The sequence below is a fragment of the Streptomyces sp. VNUA24 genome (genome assembly GCF_029167005.1).
In the GTDB taxonomy this organism is placed as follows: domain Bacteria; phylum Actinomycetota; class Actinomycetes; order Streptomycetales; family Streptomycetaceae; genus Streptomyces; species Streptomyces scabiei.
In genome coordinates this window covers 1,036,875-1,059,505 of the sequence record NZ_CP119143.1, presented here as the reverse complement: position 1 = coordinate 1,059,505, position 22,631 = coordinate 1,036,875, and the positions used below count along the sequence as shown (strand labels likewise).

Below are 22,631 nucleotides of genomic sequence, written 5' to 3'. Positions count from 1 at the left end.
AACGATCTCGACCTCAGGTCTGCTTCAGCTGCCGGACGGGTGCGGCACGCGGGCCCCTGTTGCCCGGGAGAGCAGGCCCCGACGACGAGTCGTCCGGAAGCCGGTAGGTCGTAGGACCAGCCAACCCTGCGAGGGCCGCCCTGTCCAAGTCCCATTCGGTGGGGGCCGATACCGTCCCGGTATGAGCCGGTCGCCCGGTCCGCGGCACGTTCCGGTGAGGCACAGCGCGCCCGGACCGGTCGGTCAGTCCAGGACCGTCAGGGCCTTGGCCGGGCACCTGCGGGCACCCTTGCGGGCAGCCGCCTCCAGCTCCGGTGGGGGCTCGGGCAGGATCACCTCGACCACCTGGTCCGGGAGGTCGTAGACATCGGGGGAGACGGCCACGCAGTTGCCGTAGGCCATACAGGCGGACTGGTCGGCTTCGATCTTCATGAGGTCACCTCTGCCTCTTGCTCTTGACGTCCTGGTGGACCCGCGTCAGGTCGGAGCGGGTCGGGGCGGCCCGGCGCAGCGCCAGGATCTCCTTGGGCACATCTATGCCGACGTACGCGACGGTCTCGTCGCGCCGGTGGTAGCGGTAGAGGCGGGGTTCGCCGCTCCCGCCCCCCGCGGCCGTGCCGTCGGACAGCGGAACGTCGACCACCTCGTCCGCCCCGGCCGGGTCGCCGAGGACCTCGATCCGCAGCCCGAACTGGTCCGACCACACGTAGGGCAGTGCCGTGTAGGGCTCGGCGTTCTCGCTGCCCGCCAGCAGGTTGGCGGCTGCGAGCTCGCCCTGCTGGGACGCGTCGGTCCAGTGCTCCACGCGGCGCCCGACCGAGCCGTCGACGTCCACCAGGCGCACGACGTCCCCGGCGGCGACGACATCATCACCGGCGAACAGGGTGGGCTCGCACAGCAGTCCGCGGTCGACCCGGAGCGAGGAGCCTTCCAGCCACTCGACGCGGGGCATGGAACCAATGCTGACCAGGACCTCGTCGAAGGCGAGGACGTTCCCGTCGGCGGTGTGCACCTCGACCCGCGTGCCGGAGTCGTCGCGCGGCACCAGCCGGGTCACCTCGACCCCGGTCCGCAGGTCGATCCCGTAGGCGGCCTGCAGCTTCGCCAGGCCCTCGGCCACGTCCGGGCCGAGCACCTCGGCCATCGGACCTGCCCCCCGTTCGAGCACCGTGACCTCCAGGCCCAGGCCGCTTGCTCCGTAGGCGACCTCGGAGCCGATGAAGCCTCCGCCGATCACGCCCAGGCTCCGGGACCCGCGCAGCGCCGTCCGCAGCCGGAGGGCGTCGTCGCGAGAGCGCAGCGTGTGCACGCCAGGGGCCGATACGGGCGTTCCCGGAAGTGTCCGCGCGCTGGCCCCGGTGGCGATGACCAGCCCGTCGTAGGCGACGACCTCGCCGTGGGCGAGACGCACCTCGTGGGCGGACACGTCCAGTCCCACGGCTCTGCTCCCGAGCCGGATGTCGACCTCGAGCTCGTCCCACTCGTCCTGATCGAGCAGGGCGATGTGCTCGACGGGCCAGTTCTTGGTGAGTATCCGCTTCGACAACGGCGGCCGGTCGTAGGGGAGATGCGGCTCCTCACCCAACAGTACGATCCGGCCGGTGTGACCCTCTTCGCGCAGGGCCTGTACGGCGCGGACGCCGGCCAGCGAGGCGCCGACCACCACCACCTGTTCGGGCACCTTCACCACACCCATGGCAGCAGGCCGATCGGGACGACGGCCCCGGTGACCGCGGGCAGACCGATGACACCTTCGACCGCCGCTGCCACCGTGTCCGGGTCCAGCACCACGCCGCCCAGGTTGCGCGAGGCCCGAGCGCTGTCCGTGCCGGTCCCGGTGGCTCTCGCCTCGACCAGCATCCCCGTCTCGGTGGCGCCGGGCACCACCACGTTGACCCGGATGCCGCGCGGCGCCAGCTCAGTGGCGAGGGTGCGTGACCAGCTCACGAGCGCGGCCTTGGTCGCTCCGTAGGCGCCGAGGCTCGGCTTTCCGAACGCCGCTCCGGAGGCGACATTGACGATGGAGGCGTGGTCGTCGCGCAACCGCGGCGCGGCGGCTTTCACCAACGACGCCGACCCCACGACGTTCACCTCGAAGGTGCGCCGCCAGTCGTCGTCGGAGACCTGGGTGGCCGGACCGGTCGGACGGATGGCCGCCGCGTTGACGATCACGTCCACCGGGCCGCTCAGCCGGTCGAGGGCCGCCCGCGCGGTGTCCGGATCGGCGATGTCACCCGTCACGCGGTGCTGGGCCTTTCCGGAGGTGGCTTCCGGGAAGGACCTGTCGAGTGCGACCACCTCGTAGCCGGAGGCGGTCAGGCGGGTCGCCACGGCGGCTCCGATGCCGGAGCCGGCACCCGTGACGATCGCGGTGCGTCGGATCTCAGCCATGGTTCACCTCGGTCTGGTGGCGCGTGCCGGCCGACTTCATCAGGGATTCCCAGCTCTCGCCCTGGACCAGACGGGCCCAACGGGCGTAGAAGTTGCGCGCGTTCTCCTCGGTCGACCAGTGGGTCGACTCCAGTGCCCCCTCGACAGAGGCAGGCCGGGTCATGCCCAGGCCCTGGGCGTAGTTGTAGGGCAGCTCGCTCGCGCGGGTGCCGCGGCTGGCCTGTGTGGCGTAGTCCCAGTTCTCCAGGTCGTCCTGCTCGGTGAGGCCGCCCGGGCCGGAGTAGCGCAGGTAGTAGTGGCGCAGCCAGTCGCGGGCGTCCTCGCGGGCGTCCTTGTCGGCGACGTACCACCGCCAGATCTCGGTCTCGTGGGCCGAGACGGGATGGGCGACCATGATGGTCTTGGGGAAGCCCAGCGCGTGCAGGGACATGTTCGGGAACATGGTGGCGGGACCGTTCGCACCGACCGGGTGACCGGCGGCGAGCCTGGTCTCGCGGCGAGCGCGGGAGAGCTCGGCGAAGTACTCGGTCAGTTCGGGGTGGTCGGCGAACGTCGGCGAGGGCCGGTCCTCGTCGGGCGAGTCGCAGGCGCCGTGGCCGAGGTCGGGCCAGGAGACCGAGCGCTGGAACGTGGCCCGCCGGGCCGCCAGGGCGCCGGGCCCCGTCCCGTGCCGGGTGCCGCCCGCCCCCGCGGGACCGATGCCGACGGCCTCGACGCTCGCGTGGGTGGTGTCGGCGTGGTAGGAGTCGCCGAGGAAGTTCTCCGCCACGAACTTCCAGTTGGCGGGCACCCGCCACTTCTGCACACCGGCGATCGTCTCGGCGCCGGCCTCGATTCCGCCGAGGCTGTCGGCGAGGTTGTTGAGCCAGAAGCGGAAGCTGCCGACGTAGTCCTCGAAGGAGGGGGCGTCGCGATCCCAGGTGGCGAAGATCAGTCCGCGGTAGTTCTCGGTCCGTCCCGGCCGCACCAGCCCCCAGTCCTCGCGGCGGAGCTTGCCGCCGTAGGCGTTGCGCAGGTGCGGCACTCCGAACAGGTCCCCGGGGGTGTCCACCAGTTCGCCGTCGACCGAGTAGGACCAGCCGTGGTAGGGGCAGGTGAAGTCCAGGGTGTTGCCGGAGTCGTAGCGGCACACCTTCATGCCCCGGTGCCGGCAGGAGTTGAGGAGGACGTGCACCTCGCCCTCCGTGTCCCGGGTCAGCAGCACCGAGTCGGTGCCCATCCGGGAGGAGAAGAAGTCCCCGGGCTCCGGGATCTGCGACTCGTGGCCGACGAACAGCCAGGCGCGTCGGAACAGGTGGGCGAGTTCGGCCTTGAAGATGTCCTCGTCGACGAAGATCCTTCGGCTGATGATCCCCTGCTCGGCGTCGACCAGCGTCGAGAGGTCGAGAGGGTCGTTGCGTTCACCGGGTGTCATCGTTGTTGCTCTCATTTCTGCTCAGCCGCTGCCCGTCCCGTCGGGTGCGCCTCGGCATGATTCACAGGAAGATCGTCAGGTTCTTGGCCAGGAGAACGCTCTGGTCGACGAGCACCACCCGCTTGCGGACCAGCCACGAGCCCGCGGCGGGTACGAGCGTGTCGTGGCGCCGCCCGACGAACAGGTCGCTCTCGGTGTCGACGCGGTTGCGCTGGACCACGAAACGGCTGGTGACCTCGACCCGGTCGTCCGCCACGAGGACGGGGCGGATGTTGGTGACCAGGTGCGAGACCCGGGAGACCGGTTCCTCGGCCCAGTGCTCGCCGGTGTTCAGCTGGGTCACCCGCATCGTCAGGGTGCGCTTGTCGTCGTCGAACCACATCGTGTCCCGGCCGCCCCTCGTGTTCTCGCGGGCGAGGTCGCCGGAGTGGACGTTGCGGCGGATCGGCACCTGGTACTCGACGTCCGCGTGGAGCAGGGTGAGCCACTCGTCGAAGCGGCGCTCGTCGAGCAGGTCGGCCTCGCGGTACAGGAACTGCGCGATGCTCCACTGCAGGGCCATGGCGCGCGGGTCGACCTGGTCGAGGGTGTGCTCGACGGTGTCCTCGCCGAGCTCGTTGACGACGGAATTCATGGGGGGCACCTTTCCTGCCTCAGCTGCTCACGGGCCGGCGGCCCGATCCGAAGGCCACGCCCATCCCGGTGATCCACTTCTCGACCAGTTCGTACGAGGTGTGGGTGGCCGGTGTGGAGCCGCCTGCCGCCCAGGCCGCGGCCCAGGTGCGGATCTCGTTGGCGCCGCCGCCCCGCGGGTCGATCTCGGGCTGCTCGACGCGGGCGAAGAGGTCCGCCTGCCCCCCCGCCATGCCGGCCAGCAGTGCCTGGTCCCACTCCGGATCGAGATAGTCCAGGGCCGTCGCCAGCGAGGCCGCGCGCTGCTCGGGGTCGAACCGCCGGGCGCCGGGCTGCGGCTCGGGGAACGGCGGGTGGTGGCTCAGGCCACCGGTGCCGATGTAGAGGACGCGTTCCTCGCGTGCCGCGAGGGCCTGTCCGAAGGCCTCTCCGAGACGCACCGCCCGGGAGACCGGGAAGAGCGGGAAGCCGATGGCGTTCACCACGACGGGCAGCAGCGGCACCGCGCCCGGCTCGTCGAAGAGCTGCAGCAGTGTCAGTCCCGTGCCGTGGTCGACACTGACCCCTTCGCCGACCGCGAGGTCGACGCCGTTCTGCACGACCGAGGCGTACACCTCGGCGGCGAGCGGGTGGACGGTGAGCGGAATCCTGGGAATGTCGAACTCGGGCAGGGTCGAGCCGGACAGGACGCCGGTGAAGGGGGGCCGGACCTCCATGAGCATGTTCATGTGGTCGGGCGCGAACATCACCACCAGGTCGGGTGCGAAGTCGGCGATGAACTTCTTCACGTCCTCGACGGCGGCGCGGTACTCGGGCCCCGCGTCCTGGTTGCCGGGAAGGGTCATGAAGGGGCTGTGCGACAGGCACACCCAGGCGCGATCCGTCTCGACCCCGCGCTGGACGGTGGTCTGACTCACCTCGGGCTCCTTTTTTCGTATTCCGAAAGTTTTTTCAGCCTAATCACGGATGACTTGTGACGTCAAGACACTGTTCGGGCTTCCGGCGGCGGTGACGCGACGCGGCGGAGCGCCGGCGACGCGCCCCGCCGGTCGCAGCAACCGGAGGGATGCGTCAGGACCCCGGCTGATCCGTGGTGCCGCGCTGCCGCTCCACCAGCTCCGCCCAGGTGATGAAGCCCTCCGAGGTCCGGTAGTTCAGCCCCAGGGCGTCCAGCAGCCGGGAGTTCTCCACCAGCAGCATCCGCACCGGATGCTCGTCGCTGCCGTTGTAGTGGCGGTGCCACTCCATCGGCGGGACACAGACGAAGTCACCCGCCTCCCACTCCCAGCGCTGGTCACCGATCTCGCTGTACCCGCTGCCGGAGAGGATGCAGTGCACCGCCTCGTGATGGTGCTGCTGCATGTCCGAGGCCATACCCGGGGGCAGCTCCTGCATGAACAGCTCGAAGGAGCGGATGGGGGTGCCCAGCACCGGCGCGAGATGCGAGGGGTTGTGGCCGGGCGGGGTGTACCACTTCAGATCGGCCCCCCGGATGACCATCCGCGCCTGCTTGTTGCCGCGGGGCAGGGGTTCGCGCTGCTCGGCGATCCCCCGACGGAACTCCGCGAGCTCGTCGTCTGTCGTCACGTCATCGTCTCCTGTCTCTCGGTTCAGGAACCGCTCGGTTTGATCCAGCGGATCGCATGGTCTTCCACGTACTCCTGCAGCCCCAGGGCCGTACGCTCACGGCCGATGCCGCTCTGCTTGACGCCTCCGAAGGGCATCGCGAACGAAAGCGACCACAGGTTGTGGCTGTTGACGAAGGTGCATCCCGCCTCCAGCCGCAGCGCCACCTCGGCGGCGCGTTCGACGTCCGTCGCCCACACCGAGGACGCGAGCCCGAACTCACTGTCGTTGGCCAGCGCCACCGCCTCGTCCACGGTGTCGTACGGGAGTACGGGGAGCACCGGTCCGAACTGCTCGGTGGCGACCAGTTCGGCGTCCTGGCCGATGCCGGTCACCAGGGTCGGCAGGAGGTAGGCGCCGCCGCTCGTGGCCGCCTCGTCGGTGAGCGACCCCAGCTCGGTCACGCTCGCCCCGCTCGCGCGGGTACGGTCCACCAGTTCCCGCAGCCGGACGGCCTGGGCCTGGTTGATGACGGGGCCGAAGGACACCTCGTCGGTGAGGCCGTGACCGACGGTGAAGCCGGCCAGGTGCGCGCGCAGCGCCTCGACGAGCTCGTCGTACCGTGAGCGGGCGACGTAGACCCGTTTCACCCCGAAGCAGATCTGCCCGGCGCGGGTGAACGCGCCCGCGGCCAGTGGTCCGACCACGGACTCGACGTCGATGTCGTCGAGCAGTACCGCCGGGTCGTTGCCGCCCAGTTCCAGACTGATCCGCTTCAGGGTGCCCGCCGCGCCGGCCATGACCTGCCGGCCGACCTGGGTGCTGCCCGTGAAGGAGATCTTGCGGACATCCGGGTGGGCGGTCAGTGCGGGGCCGGCGTCGCCGGTGCTGTTGACCACGTTGACGACGCCGTCCGGCAGGGAGCGGGCCAGCAGCGCCAGCGCCCGGGTCAGCGCCACCGGGGCCTCCGGGGACGGCTTGACCACCACGGTGCTGCCGGTGACCAGGGCCGGAGCGACCTTGCTCGCGGCGAGCACCATGGGGGAGTTCCAGGGCACCACGATGCCCACCACGCCGACCGGCTTCTTGTGGATGGTCACCCGGTCGGCCGGGCTGTCGAGCACGACGGGTTCGAGGTGGGCCGGGGCGAGGTCGAGCAGGCTGCGGAACAGGGCGATGCTGCGGTCGAGGTCCAGCCGGGCCTCGCGCCGCAGGGCGCCGTTCTCGCGGGCCAGGGTCTCCGCCAGGTCGTCGCCGGCGGCGGTCACCGTCTCCAGCCCGGCCTCGATCCGGGCGATCCGCTCGGCGACGGCGGTGCCGGCCCAGCCGGGGCCTGCGGCACGGGCCGCGGCGACGGCTCGGTCCACCTCCGCCGCACCGCCGTCGGCGACCACGGCGACCACGTCGTCGGGGCGGCCGGGGTCGCGCACCTCGAAGCTGCCGCGCCCCTCCTCGTGCGACCCGCCGACGAGGTGGAGCAGTGTCCCCACGGTCTCGTGCGCCGTGGCCGTCATCGCGCGGCGGTGGGGACGGCGGCGTACCTGCGGTGCAGCTCGGCCAGTCGCCGGCCGGACTCGCGGGCCCCCTCGGCGTACGGCTCGGGGCACTCCACGTACGGCGGCCGGCTCGGGCCCGCGCGCAGGTAGCCGGCCTCGTCGATACGGATCTTCTCCAGCTGCACGTTGTACTTGGAGAACAGCTCGAAGCTGCCCTGGGGGAAGAAGGTCTGCGCGGCATGGCGATAGCCACGGGCGATGGCCTCGGCGTCCTCGGCGCGTCCCTCGCGGATGGCGTCCCGCAGGGCGACCGCGGGGGCCGGACCGCAGGAGGCGCTGCCGCTCCAGCACGCCGTCATCGCGTCCGGCGCCCAGCGCCAGGTGTAGTACCAGTCCCGCTCGACGGGGAGCAGCCGCATCCGGCCCGCCACGGCGTCGAGATCGGCGAGGAAGGACGGGCCGAGGACGGGGTACTTCGCGGCGATCACCTGCGGGATGGCGGCGAGCTGGGCGTAGGCCTTCGGGGAGATCTTGCCGCCGAAGGAGACCGGGTTGTCGTACACGACGATGCCGAGGTCGGGGACGGCGGCCGCCACGTCACGGTAGAACCCGACCACCGCGGAGTCGTCGCAGGGCGACCACATGGGACGTCCCAGCAACAGCCCCGAGACGCCGATGTCGGCGAAGACCCGGGCCCGCGCGATGGTGTCGCGGGTGTTGAGCGTGGTCGCGCCGGCGAACACCGGCACCCGGCCGGCCGCCTGCTCGACCACCGTGGTCACGAAGGCCCGGTGCTCGTCCCAGGTGAGCGTGGCGCACTCGCCGAAGGTGCCGGTGATCATCACGGCGTCGACCCCGTCGGCGATCAGGGCGTCGACGGCCCGGCGGGACTCCTCGTGGTCGACGGTGTCGAGCACGGAGGGATCCGACGCGTCCGGGGTCGCCGGGGTCGGCATGATCGCCAGTACCCCGGTGATGTCGTCGAGTTGGATGCGCATGCTGTGGATCCTTCCTGGGTCAGCCGGCCTGGGCGGCGGAGGACGCCCTGCTCAGAGCTTCGAGCTCGGCGTCGTGGTCGTACAACCAGAGTCGCAGGTCGACGGTGTTGGTGATCTGGCTGTCCCGCTCCTCGAGGTCGTCGAAGTGGGAGTCGTAGCGTCGGCCGTTGAGCCGCGCCTCGTGCTGCACCCGGCTGGTGCGCGGGCGGCGCTGGGCCTCGTAGGCCTGCAGGGCGGAGGCGATGTCGGCGGCGGTCGCGAGGTGGGCGGCCAGGGCGAAGCCGTCCTCGATCGCCTGGTTGGCGCCCTGGCCGAGGTGCGGGAGCATCGGATGCGCCGCGTCGCCGAGCAGGGTGAGGCGGCCGGCGGTCCAGCGGTCCAGGGGCGTCCGGTCGTAGAGCCCCCACCAGTAGGTGGTCTCGACCGCGTTGAGCAGGGTGGTGACGGGCTCGTCCCAGCCCGCGAACGCGGCACGCAGCTCGTCGGCGTCCCCCGGCGCCGACCAGGACTCCGCGGCCTGCCGCTGCGAGGGCACGAAGGCGATGTAGGTGATCAGCTCGCCGCGGCGCAGCGGATAGGTCAGGAAGTGTTTCTGTTCGCCCATCCACAGTTGTGAGACGCCCGGCCGCCAGGACGGGACCGCCTCGGCGGGCACGAGACCGCGGTAGGCGACGGATCCGGAGTCGATGACCTCCACGGGGGGCACGACGTGCAGGCGCAGTGTGGAGTTGATGCCGTCGGCGGCGATGACGACGTCGGCACGGACCTCCTCGCCGTTCGCGAAGACCACCGTGCAGCCGTCGGCGTCCTGTCGGAAGTCGACACACTGGTGACCGGTGTGTATCCGCTCTGTGGGGAGCGCGTCGGCCAGCACCCCGAGCAGATCGGCGCGGTGCATGCCGTACATGCCGTTCCAGCCGTTCGAGTCGGCGGTGAGGATCCGGGAGACCGGTTGACCGTCGTGCCGGTAGTAGGTGGACCCCTCTCCGACGGCTCCGCCCACTCGGGCAAGCTCTTCGGTCAGGCCGACGCGCTCCAGCAGCCGGAGGCTGTTGGGGGTGACCAGGACACCCGCGCCCACCTCGCCGAGTTCGGGCGCCTGCTCGTACACGTGCACGTCGACGCCACGGTGCAGCAGGGCCCCGGCCGCGGCCAGTCCTCCGATCCCTCCTCCGACCACCGCCACGCGGATCTGATCGACCACAACACACCTCGTTTCGCTATACGAAATATATTCGCTAAGCTATCTTCGGTGTCATGGCCTGTCAAACAGTTCGAGCATCCTTGTCCCTGAACCGGCGGGACCCGCGGTCGTGGTCCCTCTCGTGCGGTACCTCGGGCGAAGCGTCGCCGCTGGCGCTGCGGGGGCGACCGTGCACCCCGCCCGGGCGGCACCGGGCTGCCCGGCCCATCGGAAACCGGTGCGCGCGCACTGCGGCACGCCGGCCCCTGCGGACCTCGGCGGTGGAGTCATGAGCGGCCCGCGGAACGGGCCCTCGACGGCGCGCCCCGCGCAGGCCGACCGTCCCGGCGTCAGCGCCGCGACGACCTCCGCCGGTCCGGACGCGCCCTATGTCATCGTCGGTGGCGGCCCGGTCGGGATGAGTCTGGCTCTCGACCTCGGCTGGCGCGGTATCCCCGTGATCCTGCTCGAACAGAGCACCCACACCACAGTCAACCCGCGCTGCAACACCACAAACGCCCGCTCGATGGAGTACTTCCGCCGCTGGGGGCTGGCCGACCGGATCCGGCGTGCCGGGCTGCCCGGTGACCAGGCCACCGACGCCGTCTACACCACGAGCATCACCGGGTACGAACTGACCCGCTTCCGGCTCTCCTCCTCCGACGAGGTCTTCGCGGGCACCGCGCCCGAGGCGGCCGAGTGGCCGACGCCCGAACTCCAGCACCGGATCTCGCAGATCTACCTGGAGCCGATTCTCGAAGAAGAACTGCGACGCTACGCGAGCGTCACCGTGCGCCGGGGCGTCCGGGTCGAGGGGCTCACGCAGGACGAGGACTCGGTCACGGTGCACGGGACCGAGGTGGCCACCGGGCGGTCCGTGAGCTACCGGGCCGGGTACGTGATCGGCTGCGACGGCGGGGCCAGCGAGGTGCGCCGGGCCGTGGGCGCCAGGTTCGTGGGTGACCCGAGGGTGGGCGACCGCAGGATGTCGATCCACTTCCGCAGCGAGAAGCTGGAGATCCCCGGACCCCGCCCCGGTTGGTGGTACTGGTGGCACGGTGAGCACCACCACGGAGCCTTCATGCAGCTCGACGGGCATTCCCAGTATCTGTGCCATGCCCGTGTGCGGGAGGGGCAGGACCTCGAGAGCGCCGATCCGCACCTCGCCCTGCGCGAGGCCGTCGGCCGCGACTTCCCCTACGAGATCATCGACGTGGTCCGCTGGACCCCGCGCCGGATGGTCGCCGACACGTTCCGCCAGGGCCGGGTGCTGCTCGCCGGCGACGCCGCCCACATCTGGGTCAACCTCGGCGGCTTCGGGATGAACGCCGGGATCGCCGACGCCGTGGCCCTCGGCTGGCGGCTCGCCGCGCTCCACGCCGGGTGGGGAACCCCGGACCTCCTCGACGACTACGCCCTGGAGCGACGGTCGGTCGGCGAGTCGACCTCACGCGCCGCGGCCTCGATCGGCGGCTACATCGAGGACGCCCTGGCCGATCCGCGGCTCCACGAGGACACCGAGGAGGGTGCGGAGCTGCGTACGGAGGTCGGCGCGCGGCTGCACCAGGTCGACCGGGCCCAGTGGCACAGCCTCGGCATCCAGCTCGGCACGCGCTATGCCGACTCGCCGGGCCTGGCCGTCGACGCGGACGCGGAGCCGCCGGAGGGGGAGGGCGGTATGGGCAGCTACGTGCCCAGCGTGCTGCCGGGCGTCCGGTTGCCGCACCTCTGGCTCGCCGAGGGCGACGCGGTGTTCGACCGGCTGGGCCAGGGCCTGACCCTGCTGAGGGTCGGCTCCGACGCACCGGAAGCGGCAGGGCTGGTCGAGGCCGCACGGGACGCTGGGATCCCTCTCACGGTGCTGGACCTGCCCGACGAGGCCGGGGGCGTGTATGAACGGCGACTGGTACTGGTGCGTCCGGACATGCACGTCGGGTGGTCGGGCGACGAGCAGCCTGAGGACGGCCCGCGCCTGCTGCGCCTGCTGTGCGGCTTCGACCGCACGCCCTCAGCGACGGCGGGGCAGGGGACTTCCTAGGAGCGTCGAGGTCCCGCCGCACGCGGCGCGGACCTCCGTTGCCTGCGACGCCGTGGCATCCGTCCCTGCGGGGCTGTATGCCACGGCGTCGCCGCTTGTCGGCGAAGCCCGGCGGGAAGCGGTCGCGAATCCGGGGCTTCCGTCGGTACGGTGTCCGCCGGGGGCATCAGGCCTCGCGGCGAGCGACGGCCCGTGGGAGAAAGTCCGCAGCGCCGTCCGGGTCCGTCAGAGCATGCGCCCGAGGTGCTTGGCCTCCCGGTCGAGCACAGGCCAGTAGTCCTCGCGCATCTGTGCGAGGCTCACTTGGGAGGCAAAGGCGCTCACGCTCATGGCCCCGTGCAGGACGCCGGTGACGTCCCGCACCGCGACCGCCATCGTGCGCACGCCGAGGTCGAGTTCCTCGTCGGTGAAGGCGACGCCCTCGCGGCGTGCCTCCTCGACACGGTCGAGCAGCTCACCCGGGTCAACCACAGTGTGGGGGGTCTTGCGCTCGACGGGGGTCGTCGCGATGAGTTCCTCGACCCGCTCCTTGGGCCATCCGCTCAGCAGGATCCGTCCGGTTGCCGAGCCGAGCAGGGGAAGGGTGGCACCGAGTCTCACGCCCGCCGAGGCGATGCGTGCGGCCTCGGCACGTGCGACGAACAATGACTGGCCCCCTTCGAGGACGGCCAGCGAGGCCGACTCGCCGAGCTCGTTGCGCACGGCGACCAGGCGTGGTTGGGCGAGGGAGGGCAGCACGGCCGTGGCGGTCCACGCGGAGGTCAGCCGCATCACCCGGGGTGTGGGGGTGTAGTACTTGCCGTCGTGACTGACGTACCCCAGTTCCATCAGGGTCAGCAGGCAGCGCCGGGCGGCCGCGGGGGTCGTTCCCGAGGCCTGCGACGCCTCCGTGACCGTGAGCCGGGGGCGCAGGGGCGAGAAGGCCTCAAGGATGGCCAGCCCCTTGGCGAGGCCGCCCATGACCTCCTGGCGCGCAGGGCTGCCGGACGTCGCCGGAGGGCTCTTCTGCTCACCACTGTTCAGCACAATTATTCGTTATACGAAGATTCGGGGGCTGTGTCAAACCGGCCTCCGTCGCAACCTGCGGATAAACGGGTTAATTCGGTCGGCTCATAGCGAGGTCGCTGCCGCCGCCCCCGGCAAGCCGAGGGCGGCGGGACGTCCGACGGCGCGCGCGGTGCCGCTCGGGTGCGGGACGACGTTTCCGCGGGCCGGGGCCCGTGACGTGGCTCAGATGAGAGCGTTCACCGCCGGGGCGGCGGTGTTCTTGATCCCCCCGTAGAGGGAGTCGATGAAGTCGGTGTCGTCGATGTCCCGCAGGTAGCCGGTGTCCCAGATCTCCAGGGGCCCGATGTGGTTGGACCGCTCGTCCTTGAGGGTGTCCAGCTGGTAGACGTTCCAGATCGCCAGGGGGTGCGGGTAGGGCTTGGGGCTGAGTGCCTGCGACCAGAAGCGCTGGAGGTGGGCGATGTCCTCGGGATCCTCGATCCCGATCTGTGGGGCGAGGTGCTCCTGCAGGATGTCGCAGACGTCCTTCGGGCGGGTCTTGAAGAAGTGCACGGTCTCGATCATCGAGCGCAGGAACGAGCGGGTGAGTTCCTCGTTCTGCTTCACCCACTCGCGGTTGGCGCAGATGGTGGTGTTGTGGATCACCGGCATCTGCGGAAGGTCGAGCACCTGCAGGCCGCGCTGGGTGCCGTAGCGGTCGAACGGGATGTCCACGTCGGCGGCGTCGGCCTCACCGTCGAGGACGGCCTGGACCGCGCGCAGCGCCACTCCGGTGCCCTGTTCCTTCCAGACGTCGAACTCCACCGCGTCCACGTCGACGCCGGCGTGGGTCAGCGCCCGCCTGAAGTTGCCGTAGACGCAGGGAGCAGAAGTGCTGACGATGACCCGCTTGCCCTCGAGCCCCTTCAGGCCGTCGACCGCGGGCGAGGCGACCAGGACGTCGTCCCAGTCGTTCTGAGCCTGTGCGAGGTAGACGAAGCGCTTGTCGCCGCGCGCACGATGGGCGTAGGTGTCGTGGTGCAGGCCGCTCATGAAGTCGTACTCGCCGGCCAGGACCTTCGGCCCGCGCTCACCCATCTCCACCCGGGGCTGGCCGGGAACGTCGGCGTTCGCGATGTGGGTGACCAGGTCGAAGCCGTGCTTCTGGGTCACGCCGCTCTCACGCCAGACATGGCCGATCGCCATGTGCGAGATGTCGCTGCAGAGCATCCGGACGGTGGTGTTGGCCACGGGGGCCCTCCTTGGTCTTTCGCTGTACGAAGGTTTCACATTGCGTTGCCCGCCCCGCGTGCCTTCCTACAAGCGACGCGGGGCGGGCGGGGGTCACGATCGCGCGAGGGCGCGCAGGTCGGTGCCGGGATCGGCGAGCTGGTCGACCGGGTACGAGGCCGACCGTGCGATCAGCCGTCTCGCGGCCACCACGTCACGGACGGTGTCGAGACCGGCGGCGGCGACGACCCCGCCGTCCCGCAGCCAGAACGCCATGAACCTGCTGGGTGTGGCGTCCTTGCGCAGCACCTGCGTGTCGCCGGGACGCGGCCGGCCCACCATCTGCAGTTGCAGGCCGTACTGCTCGGACCAGAAGTACGGGACGGTGTCGTGGTCGTGGAGCTCGCCCAGCATGGCCCGCGCGGCGACGACGCCCTGCTGCTGGGCGTTGTCCCAGTGCTCGATCCGCCCGGCGGCGGCTAGATGCGGGTGCGGCTGGACGGTGACGTCACCGGCGGCGAAGACCCACGGATCGGAGGTGCGCCCGTGCAGGTCGACGACGATGCCGCCGTCGCAGCGCACACCCGCCGCGGCGGCGAGCCGGTCGTTGGGTACGACTCCCACCCCGACCACCACCGTGGTCGCGGGGATCCGCTCACCGGAGGCGAGGACCACGGCCTCGACCGCGCCGTTCCCGTCCAGCGCCGTGACCTCGGCATCCGTCAGCACGCGGACGCCTCGTTCGCGGTGGAAGGCGGTGACGAGGTCGGCGAGCTCGCGGCCGAGCGCGGCCAGCATCGGCGCCGCCGCGGCCTCCAGCACCGTCACCTCACAGCCCGCGGTCCGGGCCACCGCCGCGACCTCCATGCCGATGAAGCCACCGCCGAGGACGACGACCGGGCCGCCCTCCCGTATCGCCTTGCCGAGCCGCAGGGCGTCGTCGGGGTCCCGCAGGCTCAGCACGCCGTCCAGGCCGATACCCGGCAGCTCCGGGCGGCGGGCCGCGACCCCTGTGGCGAGCAGCACCTTGTCGGCGCGCAGCGACGTGCCGTCGGCCAGACGCACCGTGCGGGTGGCCGGGTCGATTCGTTCGACCCGGGTACCGAGGCGCAGGTCGATGCGCCGCTCGGCGTAGGACTCGGGGTCGGCGATCGGGCGGAGCGCGTCCGGGGTGTCTCCGAGTACCTTCGACAGCTGCGGCCGGCGGTACGGGGCCTCCGTCCCGGCCTCAAGGAGGACCACGGAGCCCTCGAACCCGTGCTGGCGCAGGGCGAACGCCGCCGAGACGCCCGCGGCGCAGCCTCCGACGACGACGTACTGCTCGGTGCCACTCATGCTTCCTCCGGAAGGCGACGTACGGGCCTGGACCGCTGAACGGGGAATGTGCTCACGCGCCCTCGGGCTCCCAGTACGCGAGGCCCAGGCCGGTGACCGCGTGGTGCAGCGGGATGTAGTCCACGACCGTGCCCGCACGGCCCGCGAACGCCCCCGCGACGGTGATCCAGGCGCGGATCTCGCCGCTGCCGCCGCGCAGCGTGTCGGAGTCGAAGGCGAACAGCTGCGCCAGTTCCTCGCCGCGGCCCTCCGAGATCCGGCTGAGCACCCACCGGTCCAGCCGCTCGTCGATCCAGCCGGCCCGCGGACCCATCGGGTCGTGGGTCAGCCCGCCCGACGCGACGAGCACGACCCGCTTGTCGCTGGCCTCGGCGATCTCGCGGAGCGCCGCGCCGAGCTCCCAGCAGCGCTGCCCGCTGGGCAGCGGGTCGTGGTAGCCGTTGAGGAAGACCGGGACCAGCGGGATGTCGGCCTCGGCGATCCCGAGCCGGTGGGCGGGGCGGGTGAACGCGTGCCCCAGGCCCTCGGGGCGGCTGAGAGGGCGCAGTTCGCTCATCACCGCCGGGTCGAAGCCGCGGTCGATCAGCCCCGTGGCGAGTTCGAGTCCGAAGTCGGCGTCACAGGTGAGCGTGAGGTCGTGGTTGATGCCGGGCTTGTCCTGGAAGCGGCGCAGGGTGACCCCGCTGACCTTGGGCCCGGCGTACACGGCCAGGGTGGGGTTGAACGCCTTGCCGAAGACCTCGCTCTGGTCGTCCCCGACGATCACGACCACGTCCGGCTCGGCCTTGGCGATCTTGGCGCTCAGGGCGTCCAGGCCCGCGTCGATCCGCTCCTTGGAGACGACGTTGGCCTCCGGCGTCTCGTCGGCGAGCGCCTTCGGCTGGGGTACGTCGCCGACCAGCGACTTGTGAAGGTCGGGCCACTCCTCGACCGGGACGAACATCGTCGGTGAGTGGGAGAGGGCGATTCCCAGGGCAAGCATGGTGTACCTCCAAGGGGGGTCGTGGCCGGGCGGAACGGTGTCGCACCCGGCTCCACGACCGTAGGAATGCGGCACCGGTCACCGCCAGCGTTCCGGGTCGGCCAATGGAACGATGCGCCTCTGACCTCGGCCGTCATACAGCCGTCATCGAAACGTCCCGCGGCCTTGACATGCGCGGAAGGCGCGCCCACGATCCGGATATGAGGATCACCGACGACAGGGTCGGCACCACGGTGCTCGGCCGGGCCTTCACGCTCCTGGACGTGCTGCGTGAGGAGGCTCCGGGCCTCGGTCTGGCCGAGCTGGCCAGGCGTGCCCGGCTGCCCAAGGCGACCGCGTTCCGGCTGGCCACCCAGCTCGTCGAGCTGAAGATCCTGGAGCGCAACGGACTGGAGTACCGGCTCGGCCAGAAGCTCTTCGAACTCGGCGCCGGCACCCGGAGCCAGGCTCTGCGCGCGGTGGCCACGCCCTACCTGGAGGACCTCTACGAGGCCGTGCACGAGACCGTCCACCTCGCGGTCCTCAACGGCACGGAGGTGCTGTACCTGGACAAGATCTCCGGACGGCGCCGGCCCTCCTCCACCACCGAGGTCGGCGACCGAAAACCCCTGCACTGCACGGCCCTGGGCAAGGCCATGCTCGCGTTCTCGGGCACGGAACTGCTCGCCACGGTGGTCGAGCAGGGGCTGGAGCGCCGCACCCGCCACACCATCGCGGTCCCGGGTCTGCTGCACCAACAGCTTGCCCGGGTACGCGAGAGCGGGGTCGCCTACGACCGCGAGGAGTACGCCCTCGGCGTCACCTGTGTCGCAAGCCCTCTGCTGGACCGCAGCGGCCGAGGACGCGGCGCCATCTCGGTCACCGGCCCGACCAGCCGCTTCCATCCCGAACGGGTCGCCGCAGCGGTGCGTACGACGGCCCTGGGCATCAACCGCCAGTGGGTCGGGTCGACGGGACACCAGGAGAGCGGGAGCCGGTGAGGGGTACCACGCCGAAAGGTGTGGGACGGGCCCCCTCCAGGCCCGTCCCACACCCCTTGCGGGCCCGTTCTACGCCGAGAAGTCGATGACGTAGTCGGGCTTCATCAGCTCACGGTCGAGCGGCCCCTTCATCAGCACGCTCTCCAGCACGAAGCCACCCAGGTCCGGCGCGGTGTCGAGATAGGCGAACTCGACGCCTCCCCCGTAGAGCACCGCGCCCATCGCCAGCGGGACACCGGCGTCGACCAGCCACTGCTGGTCCTCGTGCCAGGCCTTCTCGTCGTCTGTCATGTGCAGCATCAGGTGGTGCACCCCGGAGCCGAAGCGGTCGCCGAACTCCCGGTTGTAGTGGCTCGGACCGAGCGTCGGCTGGATGATCTCGAACCCGAAGTCGGCGATCTGGGCGCGCGCCGTGAAGTACTCGTGGTCGACCGACTCGCCCCGGTAGTGGGGCTGCTCCAGCCGGTCCTTCTCGGTGCGCCAGTCGCGCATCTTCCAGGCGGGAACACCGAGGAGCCGGTCGTAGTGGGGCAGGGTGCCCATCACGTCCTGGACCACGATCCCGAGATGGTTGACTCCGCTGAGCCCCAGCGGCTCCCTGCCCTCGGGCCGGGTGTAGCCGCCCGAGTGGTCCCAGTGTTCGGTGACCTCCAGAGCACCGTCCCCGGCCAGCGGCACCCGGATCTCCACGAGGTATCCGCCGAGCGTGGAACGGGTGTCGACGAAGTGCCGTTCGAGGCGGTCGTCGAGGGTGAGCGAGCCCGCCAGCGACAGCCCCTCCGCCTCCAGCCGGGCACGCAGCCGGCCGAACTCCTCCCGGTCCCGCACGGCCAGCGTCAGGTGGCTCACGCCCTGTCCGCGGACGAAACGGAACTCCTGGAACGGGCTCTCTCCCGTGAGCGGCTGCACCAGCTCGAAGGTCACCGGGATGACCGGGTTGCCCATCAGCGAGGTGCCCTCGCCCGGCGGCACGGAGGTCCCGGTCGCCGTGCGGAACGTCGGCGTGACCTGTCGGCCGTGCGCCGTCGCCGAGGTCACGCGCTCCGGCCCGAAGTCACGTACCTCCCACTCGTCGATGCCGAACAGTTCGGCGTAGCGCCTCGTGGCCGCCTCTAGGTCACGGACGACCACGCCGATCGAGTAGAGGCGGTCGACCGGTATCAGTCCGGACATGGATCCTCCTTCAACGTACGGACGGGATCACCGTGTGTACGGGATCCCGTCAGGGTGTCGTGGTGCGGGAGCCCGGTCCGGGCTCCCGTCCCCGCGTGATGCGCCGTCCCCGGTACCGGGCCGGCGGTGTCAGTCGGGCCAGGCGACCGTGTCGGACCAGGCCTCGGGAGCGGCGGGCAGCCAGCGGTCGTAGAGGTGGACGAACTGCTGGTGGCGGTAGAACTCCACCCCGTTGTCCCCCTGCCCGCGCTCGTGCTGGACGGGCCGCGCTCCGCCGCCTCCGCCTCCGGCACCGCCGGCCTCCCGTACCCGCGTCCGCAGCCGCCAGTGCGCGTCGTACCGGGACTGGTCCTCCCAGAGCTCCAGGAGCAGGCCGTCCTGTTCGAACTCGACACCGGCGAACACCTCGAACTGCAGGCAGCCCGGTTCGCGGCGCGTCTCCAGCAGAGCCTCGACCCCGCCGGGCCACGGCTCCTCCTGGGTCGGACGGGTGCTGGTCTGGACGACCACACGCACCTGGCCCCGGGCCGGCCACGCCACCCGCCAGGCCTCGTCGGCCCGGCCGGCCGGAAGCCAGTTGCCGGAGGCGCGGTCCGTGTAGCCGTGCCGGTAGAACTCCGACACCCAGCCGTCCCCGGCCGCGCCCTCGGGCGGACCGGAGGCCAGACCCGGCGGTGGCGAGCCCGCGGTGAGCAGCTCGCCCCAGGCCCGGCCGAACGCGCCGTCGTCCTCCCAGAGTTCGACCAGCGCCAACCGCTCCGGATCGTCGAGCGAGCGGTAGACCCCCGCCTCCAGGCACCCCTTGGTGTCCCGCAGCACGGCCGCGTGCGCCGGCCACGCCGCCTGCGCGCCGGGCTCGACCACGCGCTGGTGGACCACGCGCAGACTCATGCGCGCCCCACCGTCGGCCGCGACATCAGGAGTTCTCCTTGATGAGGATGGCGTCGGCCGGGCAGAGCCGCGCTGCGTCCTTGACCGAGGGCCGCAACGACTCACCGGGGGACTCCTGGAGCACCACGGCGATGCCGTCGTCGTTGACCTCGAACACCTCGGGGGAAGCGGCCTCGCACAGCCCGTGTCCCGCACACAGCCATTCGTCGACGGAGACCTTCATGTCCGTCACTCTCCCTTCAGAAGAAGATCGCCAGGTTGGACGACTCCAGCACCGGGGAGGGGTAGAAGATCTTCCGCTCCTCCAGTTTCCAGGGGTCCTCGCTGATGTTGATGGTGTCCTCGCGCCGGAACACCCAGCGGTCGGACTCGTTGGCGAACCGGCTGCGCTCGACGCTCGCGACCGACCGGACGGTGGCCCGGCCGTCGACGACCGACACGATCTGGATGTTGCTGACGGAGTGCACCGTCCGCCCGGCGGGGTTGTCGGTCCACGACATCCGGTGGCGGGTCTTGGCCACGCGCATGGCCATGGCCTCGTAGTCCTCGTCGAGGAACGAGACGCCGCGCTCAAGTGTGGCGAACTCGAGGTCCCGCTCGGTCGCCTTGCGGACGAACCGGGTCGGCATCCAGTAGCGGATGTCCGGCGACATCCACTCCAGCCACTCCTCGAACCGGGCGTCGTCCAGCAGCCACGCCTCGTGGTACAGACAGGCGGTCACCCGCCGGTACAGCGCGGGGTCGTCCACCACGCCGTCCGGCGTCCCGACCGAGCCGGGGTCGAGGACCAGGTCACTCTTGCTCGTCGCCATGTCAGGGAGTCCTCATCATGTCGTGCCAGCGCTCCAGCAGCGCGCGCTGCCCGTAGTCGTTGAAGCCGCCGTCCATCCGGTCCGGGACGCCCGGCTCCGAGATCACCTTCTCCCGCCCGAAGCCCATCTGGTAGTTGAAGGGCAGCCGCGAGGCGACCACACCCCGGGTGGCGGCGGTGGCCTGCTCCCAGTTCTCGCCGTCGTCCTCCTCGAAGAAGCCGCCGGGACCGAAGTGCGAGTCGGTGTGTCGGCGCACCCAGTCCTTGACGTCCTGCGGGGCGGCCTTGTCGACCAGGGGGATGAGCCACACCTCGGACCGGCCCGGCCCACGCGGGTGGAAGATGTGGATGGTCTGGGCACTGGAGTGGAAGCCGGCGTTGGGGAAGATGTTGGCGTTGAAGCGCCGGATCGTCCTGCTCCGGAAGTCGCCGAGGTGCTGCCGGGTGAGCTCCCGGTTCTCCCGCAGGTACCGTGCCAGGGGGGTCTCGTCCGGCGGGACGTGGGCACCGCCCTCGGGTTCGGGCCGGCGGTCGCTCCAGTTCACCCCGTGTCCGAACGAGCTGGTCATGGTGCCGCCCGGGTCGAGCTCCTCGTCGGTGGCGTGCTTGGGGTCGTTCTTGCCGGTCGCGATCGCCCGGTGGCCGATGTCGACGGCCGATCGGTGCGTCGTACCACCGTGGTACAGGTCGCCGCCGGAGTTCTCGGCGCCGAACTTCCAGTTCGTCCTGATGTTCCAGCGCAGGAAGCCGCCGGCGACCTCGACACCACCGGGCCGCGGGTCGAGGCTCATGTCGAGGAGCCAGGTGAAGTCACCGAGGAACTCCTCCAGCGGCGGCAGGCTGGTGTCGAACGTGGCGAAGATCAGGCCCTTGTAGAGCGCCACCCTGGCCCGGTGCAGCCCCCACTTCGACTTGTCGAGGTCGTCCTGGTAGACCTTCTCGAACTGCGGGGCGCCGACGAAGTTCCCGTCGATGTCGTACGTCCAGCCGTGGTACTGGCACATGAAGGCGCGGGTGGTGCCCAGCTCGGCCCGGCAGACCTTGTTGCCCCGGTGGCGGCAGGTGTTGAGCATGACACGGATGTCACCCTCCCGGTTGCGGGTGACGATCACCGACTCCTCACCCATGTAGGACTCGATGAAGTCCCCGGGGCGGGGAATCTGGGTGTCGTGCCCGACCACCAGCCACGACCGGGCGAAGACGAGCTCCTGCTCCATCCGGTAGATCTCGGGATCGCTGTAGATCCGGCGGTCGACCATGCCCTCGGCCAGCAGTTTGGCGGAGTGACCCACCAACTCCTTCGGCCCCGATGTCAGTGCGGTCATGGGTTTCAGTGCTCCTCGCGTCGAAGCCCGGATACCGGGCGGGTCGGGAAGGGGGCGGCTCGGAAGGGAGGACGGACCGGGAAACGGCGTCCGCCAGGTCCTCGACTCCTCGATGGTGCGACCGGAGAACCCCCGACCCAAGCGAAACGGATCGGTGAATGGAAAGGCCGCTCCCGAAGGAGGCCGGACGCGCCGGGCCAGAGGGCGGCCGGTGACCGCTTCAGCGCGACAGGAAGTCGACCAGGATGCGGTTGAACGTCTCCGGGTCCTCCCACTGCGGCCAGTGCCCGCAGTCGTCCATCACCTGGAACTCGCAGTCCGGCAGGTAGGCGGCGGCCCGCTCGGCGGTGGCCGCGGTGTTGGAGGGGTTGTGGGAGCTCCACAGCATCAGGGTGCGGTGCGTGACCTGCTTCAGCACGTCCGGGGTGAAGTCCAGACCGTCCTTGCGCTCGGGGTTCTTCCCGAGCATCTTCCCCGACTCCTTCATCGACGCGACCGCGTCGGTGCGCTGGTACATGCGCCACCGGATGTCGACCAGTTCCTCGCTGAGGTCCCGGTCCGGCTTGTGGAAGAGCCACTCCATGCGCCGGCGCGTGTTCTCCCGCGTGGGGTCCTTCACGAACTGGTCGGTCAGCCGGCGCAGTTCGTCCCGGCCGGCGTCGGTCCACTTCCGGGACTCCGGGTCCGTCTCGACCATCAGCCGTGCCCCACAGATGGACACCAGGTTGTCGACCCGCTCGGGCCGGCGCAGCGCCAGCCACATCGCGATCCAGCCGCCCAGGGACTCCCCGCCGAAGTGCGCCTTCTCCACGCCGGCGGCGTCCATGAAGGCGGTCATGTGGGAGAGATACGCGTCCAGGTCGGCCGGTCCCTCCGGCTTGTCGGTGAGCCCGGAACCGAGCAGGTCCACCGCCAGCACCCGGAAGTGCTCGGAGAGCGGTACGACGTTGCGCGCGAAGGCCTCCGCGTGGCCCCCGACCCCGTGGAGGAGGATCAGCGGCGGCCCGTCACCGGCCTCGACGCACCGGGTCCGGATGCCTCCCGCGTCGTACCACCGGACCTCCGAGCCGAGAAGGTCGGCCCACACCGTGCTCCTGGGGGTCGCTGGGGTTGTTGCGCTCACTGGCTGCTCCTCGTCGTCCGTGACGTTCCCCAGAACGATGCGGCCAGGATCAGCATGACGCCCAGCGATCCGGTT

22 protein-coding genes are annotated in these 22,631 nt (G+C 70.9%); 2 read left to right on the top strand and 20 right to left on the bottom strand.

Annotation, left to right across the window (positions count from 1 at the left end):
- Positions 1 to 243: 243 nt before the first annotated feature.
- The 10 genes from PYR72_RS04170 to PYR72_RS04125 form a co-directional block, all read right to left on the bottom strand.
- Positions 244 to 432 (bottom strand): ferredoxin, encoded by a 189-nt coding sequence (locus PYR72_RS04170; protein WP_275453940.1) that lies wholly within the window; start codon positions 430 to 432, stop codon positions 244 to 246.
- A 4-nt stretch (positions 433 to 436) separates the two neighbouring features.
- On the bottom strand, positions 437 to 1,696 hold the full coding sequence (locus PYR72_RS04165) for an FAD-dependent oxidoreductase (protein WP_275453939.1): 1,260 nt from the start codon (positions 1,694 to 1,696) through the stop codon (positions 437 to 439).
- On the bottom strand, positions 1,684 to 2,391 hold the full coding sequence (locus PYR72_RS04160) for an SDR family oxidoreductase (RefSeq protein ID WP_275453938.1): 708 nt from the start codon (positions 2,389 to 2,391) through the stop codon (positions 1,684 to 1,686). Before PYR72_RS04160 ends, PYR72_RS04165 begins: the two co-directional genes overlap by 13 nt.
- The gene (locus tag PYR72_RS04155) at positions 2,384 to 3,805 is read right to left on the bottom strand and encodes an SRPBCC family protein (protein ID WP_275453937.1); all 1,422 of its coding nucleotides are present in this window, start codon (positions 3,803 to 3,805) and stop codon (positions 2,384 to 2,386) included. The genes PYR72_RS04160 and PYR72_RS04155 overlap by 8 nt, the downstream gene beginning before the upstream one ends.
- Positions 3,806 to 3,866: 61 nt before the next feature.
- Positions 3,867 to 4,439, bottom strand: a complete 573-nt coding sequence (locus PYR72_RS04150; protein WP_275453936.1) for a 3-phenylpropionate/cinnamic acid dioxygenase subunit beta — start codon at positions 4,437 to 4,439, stop codon at positions 3,867 to 3,869.
- Between the two features lie 19 nt (positions 4,440 to 4,458).
- The gene (locus PYR72_RS04145; RefSeq protein ID WP_275453935.1) at positions 4,459 to 5,355 is read right to left on the bottom strand and encodes a hypothetical protein; all 897 of its coding nucleotides are present in this window, start codon (positions 5,353 to 5,355) and stop codon (positions 4,459 to 4,461) included.
- Positions 5,356 to 5,509: 154 nt separating this feature from the next.
- Positions 5,510 to 6,025 (bottom strand): cupin domain-containing protein, encoded by a 516-nt coding sequence (locus tag PYR72_RS04140; RefSeq protein ID WP_275453934.1) that lies wholly within the window; start codon positions 6,023 to 6,025, stop codon positions 5,510 to 5,512.
- 23 nt (positions 6,026 to 6,048) lie between these two features.
- On the bottom strand, positions 6,049 to 7,518 hold the full coding sequence (locus tag PYR72_RS04135; RefSeq protein ID WP_275453933.1) for an aldehyde dehydrogenase family protein: 1,470 nt from the start codon (positions 7,516 to 7,518) through the stop codon (positions 6,049 to 6,051).
- Positions 7,515 to 8,498, bottom strand: a complete 984-nt coding sequence (locus PYR72_RS04130; RefSeq protein ID WP_275453932.1) for a dihydrodipicolinate synthase family protein — start codon at positions 8,496 to 8,498, stop codon at positions 7,515 to 7,517. The genes PYR72_RS04135 and PYR72_RS04130 overlap by 4 nt, the downstream gene beginning before the upstream one ends.
- Positions 8,499 to 8,517: 19 nt before the next feature.
- On the bottom strand, positions 8,518 to 9,702 hold the full coding sequence (locus tag PYR72_RS04125) for an FAD-dependent monooxygenase (protein WP_275453931.1): 1,185 nt from the start codon (positions 9,700 to 9,702) through the stop codon (positions 8,518 to 8,520).
- Between the two features lie 268 nt (positions 9,703 to 9,970).
- Between PYR72_RS04125 and PYR72_RS04120 the strand changes: the two genes are divergently transcribed.
- Positions 9,971 to 11,719: an FAD-dependent monooxygenase gene (locus tag PYR72_RS04120; protein ID WP_275453930.1), complete on the top strand. Its 1,749-nt coding sequence runs from the start codon at positions 9,971 to 9,973 to the stop codon at positions 11,717 to 11,719.
- 225 nt (positions 11,720 to 11,944) lie between these two features.
- Here the strand turns inward: PYR72_RS04120 and PYR72_RS04115 are convergent, their stop codons facing one another.
- The 4 genes from PYR72_RS04115 to PYR72_RS04100 form a co-directional block, all read right to left on the bottom strand.
- Positions 11,945 to 12,745: an IclR family transcriptional regulator C-terminal domain-containing protein gene (locus PYR72_RS04115; RefSeq protein ID WP_275453929.1), complete on the bottom strand. Its 801-nt coding sequence runs from the start codon at positions 12,743 to 12,745 to the stop codon at positions 11,945 to 11,947.
- A 204-nt stretch (positions 12,746 to 12,949) separates the two neighbouring features.
- Positions 12,950 to 13,957, bottom strand: a complete 1,008-nt coding sequence (locus tag PYR72_RS04110) for an ABC transporter substrate-binding protein (protein ID WP_275453928.1) — start codon at positions 13,955 to 13,957, stop codon at positions 12,950 to 12,952.
- 93 nt (positions 13,958 to 14,050) lie between these two features.
- Complete coding sequence (locus tag PYR72_RS04105) at positions 14,051 to 15,271, bottom strand: FAD-dependent oxidoreductase (protein WP_275453927.1); 1,221 nt, start codon at positions 15,269 to 15,271, stop codon at positions 14,051 to 14,053.
- Between the two features lie 52 nt (positions 15,272 to 15,323).
- A complete protein-coding gene (locus PYR72_RS04100; RefSeq protein WP_275453926.1) occupies positions 15,324 to 16,253 on the bottom strand; it encodes a hypothetical protein in 930 nt (309 codons plus the stop codon).
- A gap of 200 nt (positions 16,254 to 16,453) precedes the next feature.
- Here PYR72_RS04100 and PYR72_RS04095 point away from each other — a divergent pair, with 200 nt between their 5' ends.
- A complete protein-coding gene (locus PYR72_RS04095; protein ID WP_275453925.1) occupies positions 16,454 to 17,233 on the top strand; it encodes an IclR family transcriptional regulator in 780 nt (259 codons plus the stop codon).
- A 69-nt stretch (positions 17,234 to 17,302) separates the two neighbouring features.
- Here PYR72_RS04095 and PYR72_RS04090 read toward each other — a convergent pair whose 3' ends face one another.
- The 6 genes from PYR72_RS04090 to PYR72_RS04065 form a co-directional block, all read right to left on the bottom strand.
- On the bottom strand, positions 17,303 to 18,406 hold the full coding sequence (locus PYR72_RS04090; protein ID WP_275453924.1) for a VOC family protein: 1,104 nt from the start codon (positions 18,404 to 18,406) through the stop codon (positions 17,303 to 17,305).
- Between the two features lie 129 nt (positions 18,407 to 18,535).
- Positions 18,536 to 19,297 (bottom strand): antibiotic biosynthesis monooxygenase, encoded by a 762-nt coding sequence (locus tag PYR72_RS04085; RefSeq protein WP_275453923.1) that lies wholly within the window; start codon positions 19,295 to 19,297, stop codon positions 18,536 to 18,538.
- Between the two features lie 25 nt (positions 19,298 to 19,322).
- Positions 19,323 to 19,520, bottom strand: a complete 198-nt coding sequence (locus PYR72_RS04080) for a ferredoxin (protein ID WP_275453922.1) — start codon at positions 19,518 to 19,520, stop codon at positions 19,323 to 19,325.
- 16 nt (positions 19,521 to 19,536) lie between these two features.
- A complete protein-coding gene (locus tag PYR72_RS04075) occupies positions 19,537 to 20,109 on the bottom strand; it encodes an aromatic-ring-hydroxylating dioxygenase subunit beta (protein WP_275453921.1) in 573 nt (190 codons plus the stop codon).
- A 1-nt stretch (position 20,110) separates the two neighbouring features.
- Positions 20,111 to 21,433: an aromatic ring-hydroxylating dioxygenase subunit alpha gene (locus tag PYR72_RS04070; protein ID WP_275453920.1), complete on the bottom strand. Its 1,323-nt coding sequence runs from the start codon at positions 21,431 to 21,433 to the stop codon at positions 20,111 to 20,113.
- Positions 21,434 to 21,653: 220 nt separating this feature from the next.
- Positions 21,654 to 22,556, bottom strand: a complete 903-nt coding sequence (locus tag PYR72_RS04065; protein ID WP_275453919.1) for an alpha/beta hydrolase — start codon at positions 22,554 to 22,556, stop codon at positions 21,654 to 21,656.
- Positions 22,557 to 22,631: the final 75 nt, after the last annotated feature.

Bases quoted from the DNA above. Each gene is read 5' to 3' on its own strand.
- PYR72_RS04170 (WP_275453940.1), bottom strand. From the start codon at position 432: ATGAAGATCGAAGCCGACCAGTCCGCCTGTATGGCCTACGGCAACTGC.
- PYR72_RS04165 (WP_275453939.1), bottom strand. From the start codon at position 1,696: ATGGGTGTGGTGAAGGTGCCCGAACAGGTGGTGGTGGTCGGCGCCTCG.
- PYR72_RS04160 (WP_275453938.1), bottom strand. From the start codon at position 2,391: ATGGCTGAGATCCGACGCACCGCGATCGTCACGGGTGCCGGCTCCGGC.
- PYR72_RS04155 (WP_275453937.1), bottom strand. From the start codon at position 3,805: ATGACACCCGGTGAACGCAACGACCCTCTCGACCTCTCGACGCTGGTC.
- PYR72_RS04150 (WP_275453936.1), bottom strand. From the start codon at position 4,439: ATGAATTCCGTCGTCAACGAGCTCGGCGAGGACACCGTCGAGCACACC.
- PYR72_RS04135 (WP_275453933.1), bottom strand. From the start codon at position 7,518: ATGACGGCCACGGCGCACGAGACCGTGGGGACACTGCTCCACCTCGTC.
- PYR72_RS04130 (WP_275453932.1), bottom strand. From the start codon at position 8,498: ATGCGCATCCAACTCGACGACATCACCGGGGTACTGGCGATCATGCCG.
- PYR72_RS04120 (WP_275453930.1), top strand. From the start codon at position 9,971: ATGAGCGGCCCGCGGAACGGGCCCTCGACGGCGCGCCCCGCGCAGGCC.
- PYR72_RS04105 (WP_275453927.1), bottom strand. From the start codon at position 15,271: ATGAGTGGCACCGAGCAGTACGTCGTCGTCGGAGGCTGCGCCGCGGGC.
- PYR72_RS04100 (WP_275453926.1), bottom strand. From the start codon at position 16,253: ATGCTTGCCCTGGGAATCGCCCTCTCCCACTCACCGACGATGTTCGTC.
- PYR72_RS04095 (WP_275453925.1), top strand. From the start codon at position 16,454: ATGAGGATCACCGACGACAGGGTCGGCACCACGGTGCTCGGCCGGGCC.
- PYR72_RS04090 (WP_275453924.1), bottom strand. From the start codon at position 18,406: ATGTCCGGACTGATACCGGTCGACCGCCTCTACTCGATCGGCGTGGTC.
- PYR72_RS04085 (WP_275453923.1), bottom strand. From the start codon at position 19,297: ATGAGTCTGCGCGTGGTCCACCAGCGCGTGGTCGAGCCCGGCGCGCAG.
- PYR72_RS04080 (WP_275453922.1), bottom strand. From the start codon at position 19,520: ATGAAGGTCTCCGTCGACGAATGGCTGTGTGCGGGACACGGGCTGTGC.
- PYR72_RS04075 (WP_275453921.1), bottom strand. From the start codon at position 20,109: ATGGCGACGAGCAAGAGTGACCTGGTCCTCGACCCCGGCTCGGTCGGG.
- PYR72_RS04070 (WP_275453920.1), bottom strand. From the start codon at position 21,433: ATGACCGCACTGACATCGGGGCCGAAGGAGTTGGTGGGTCACTCCGCC.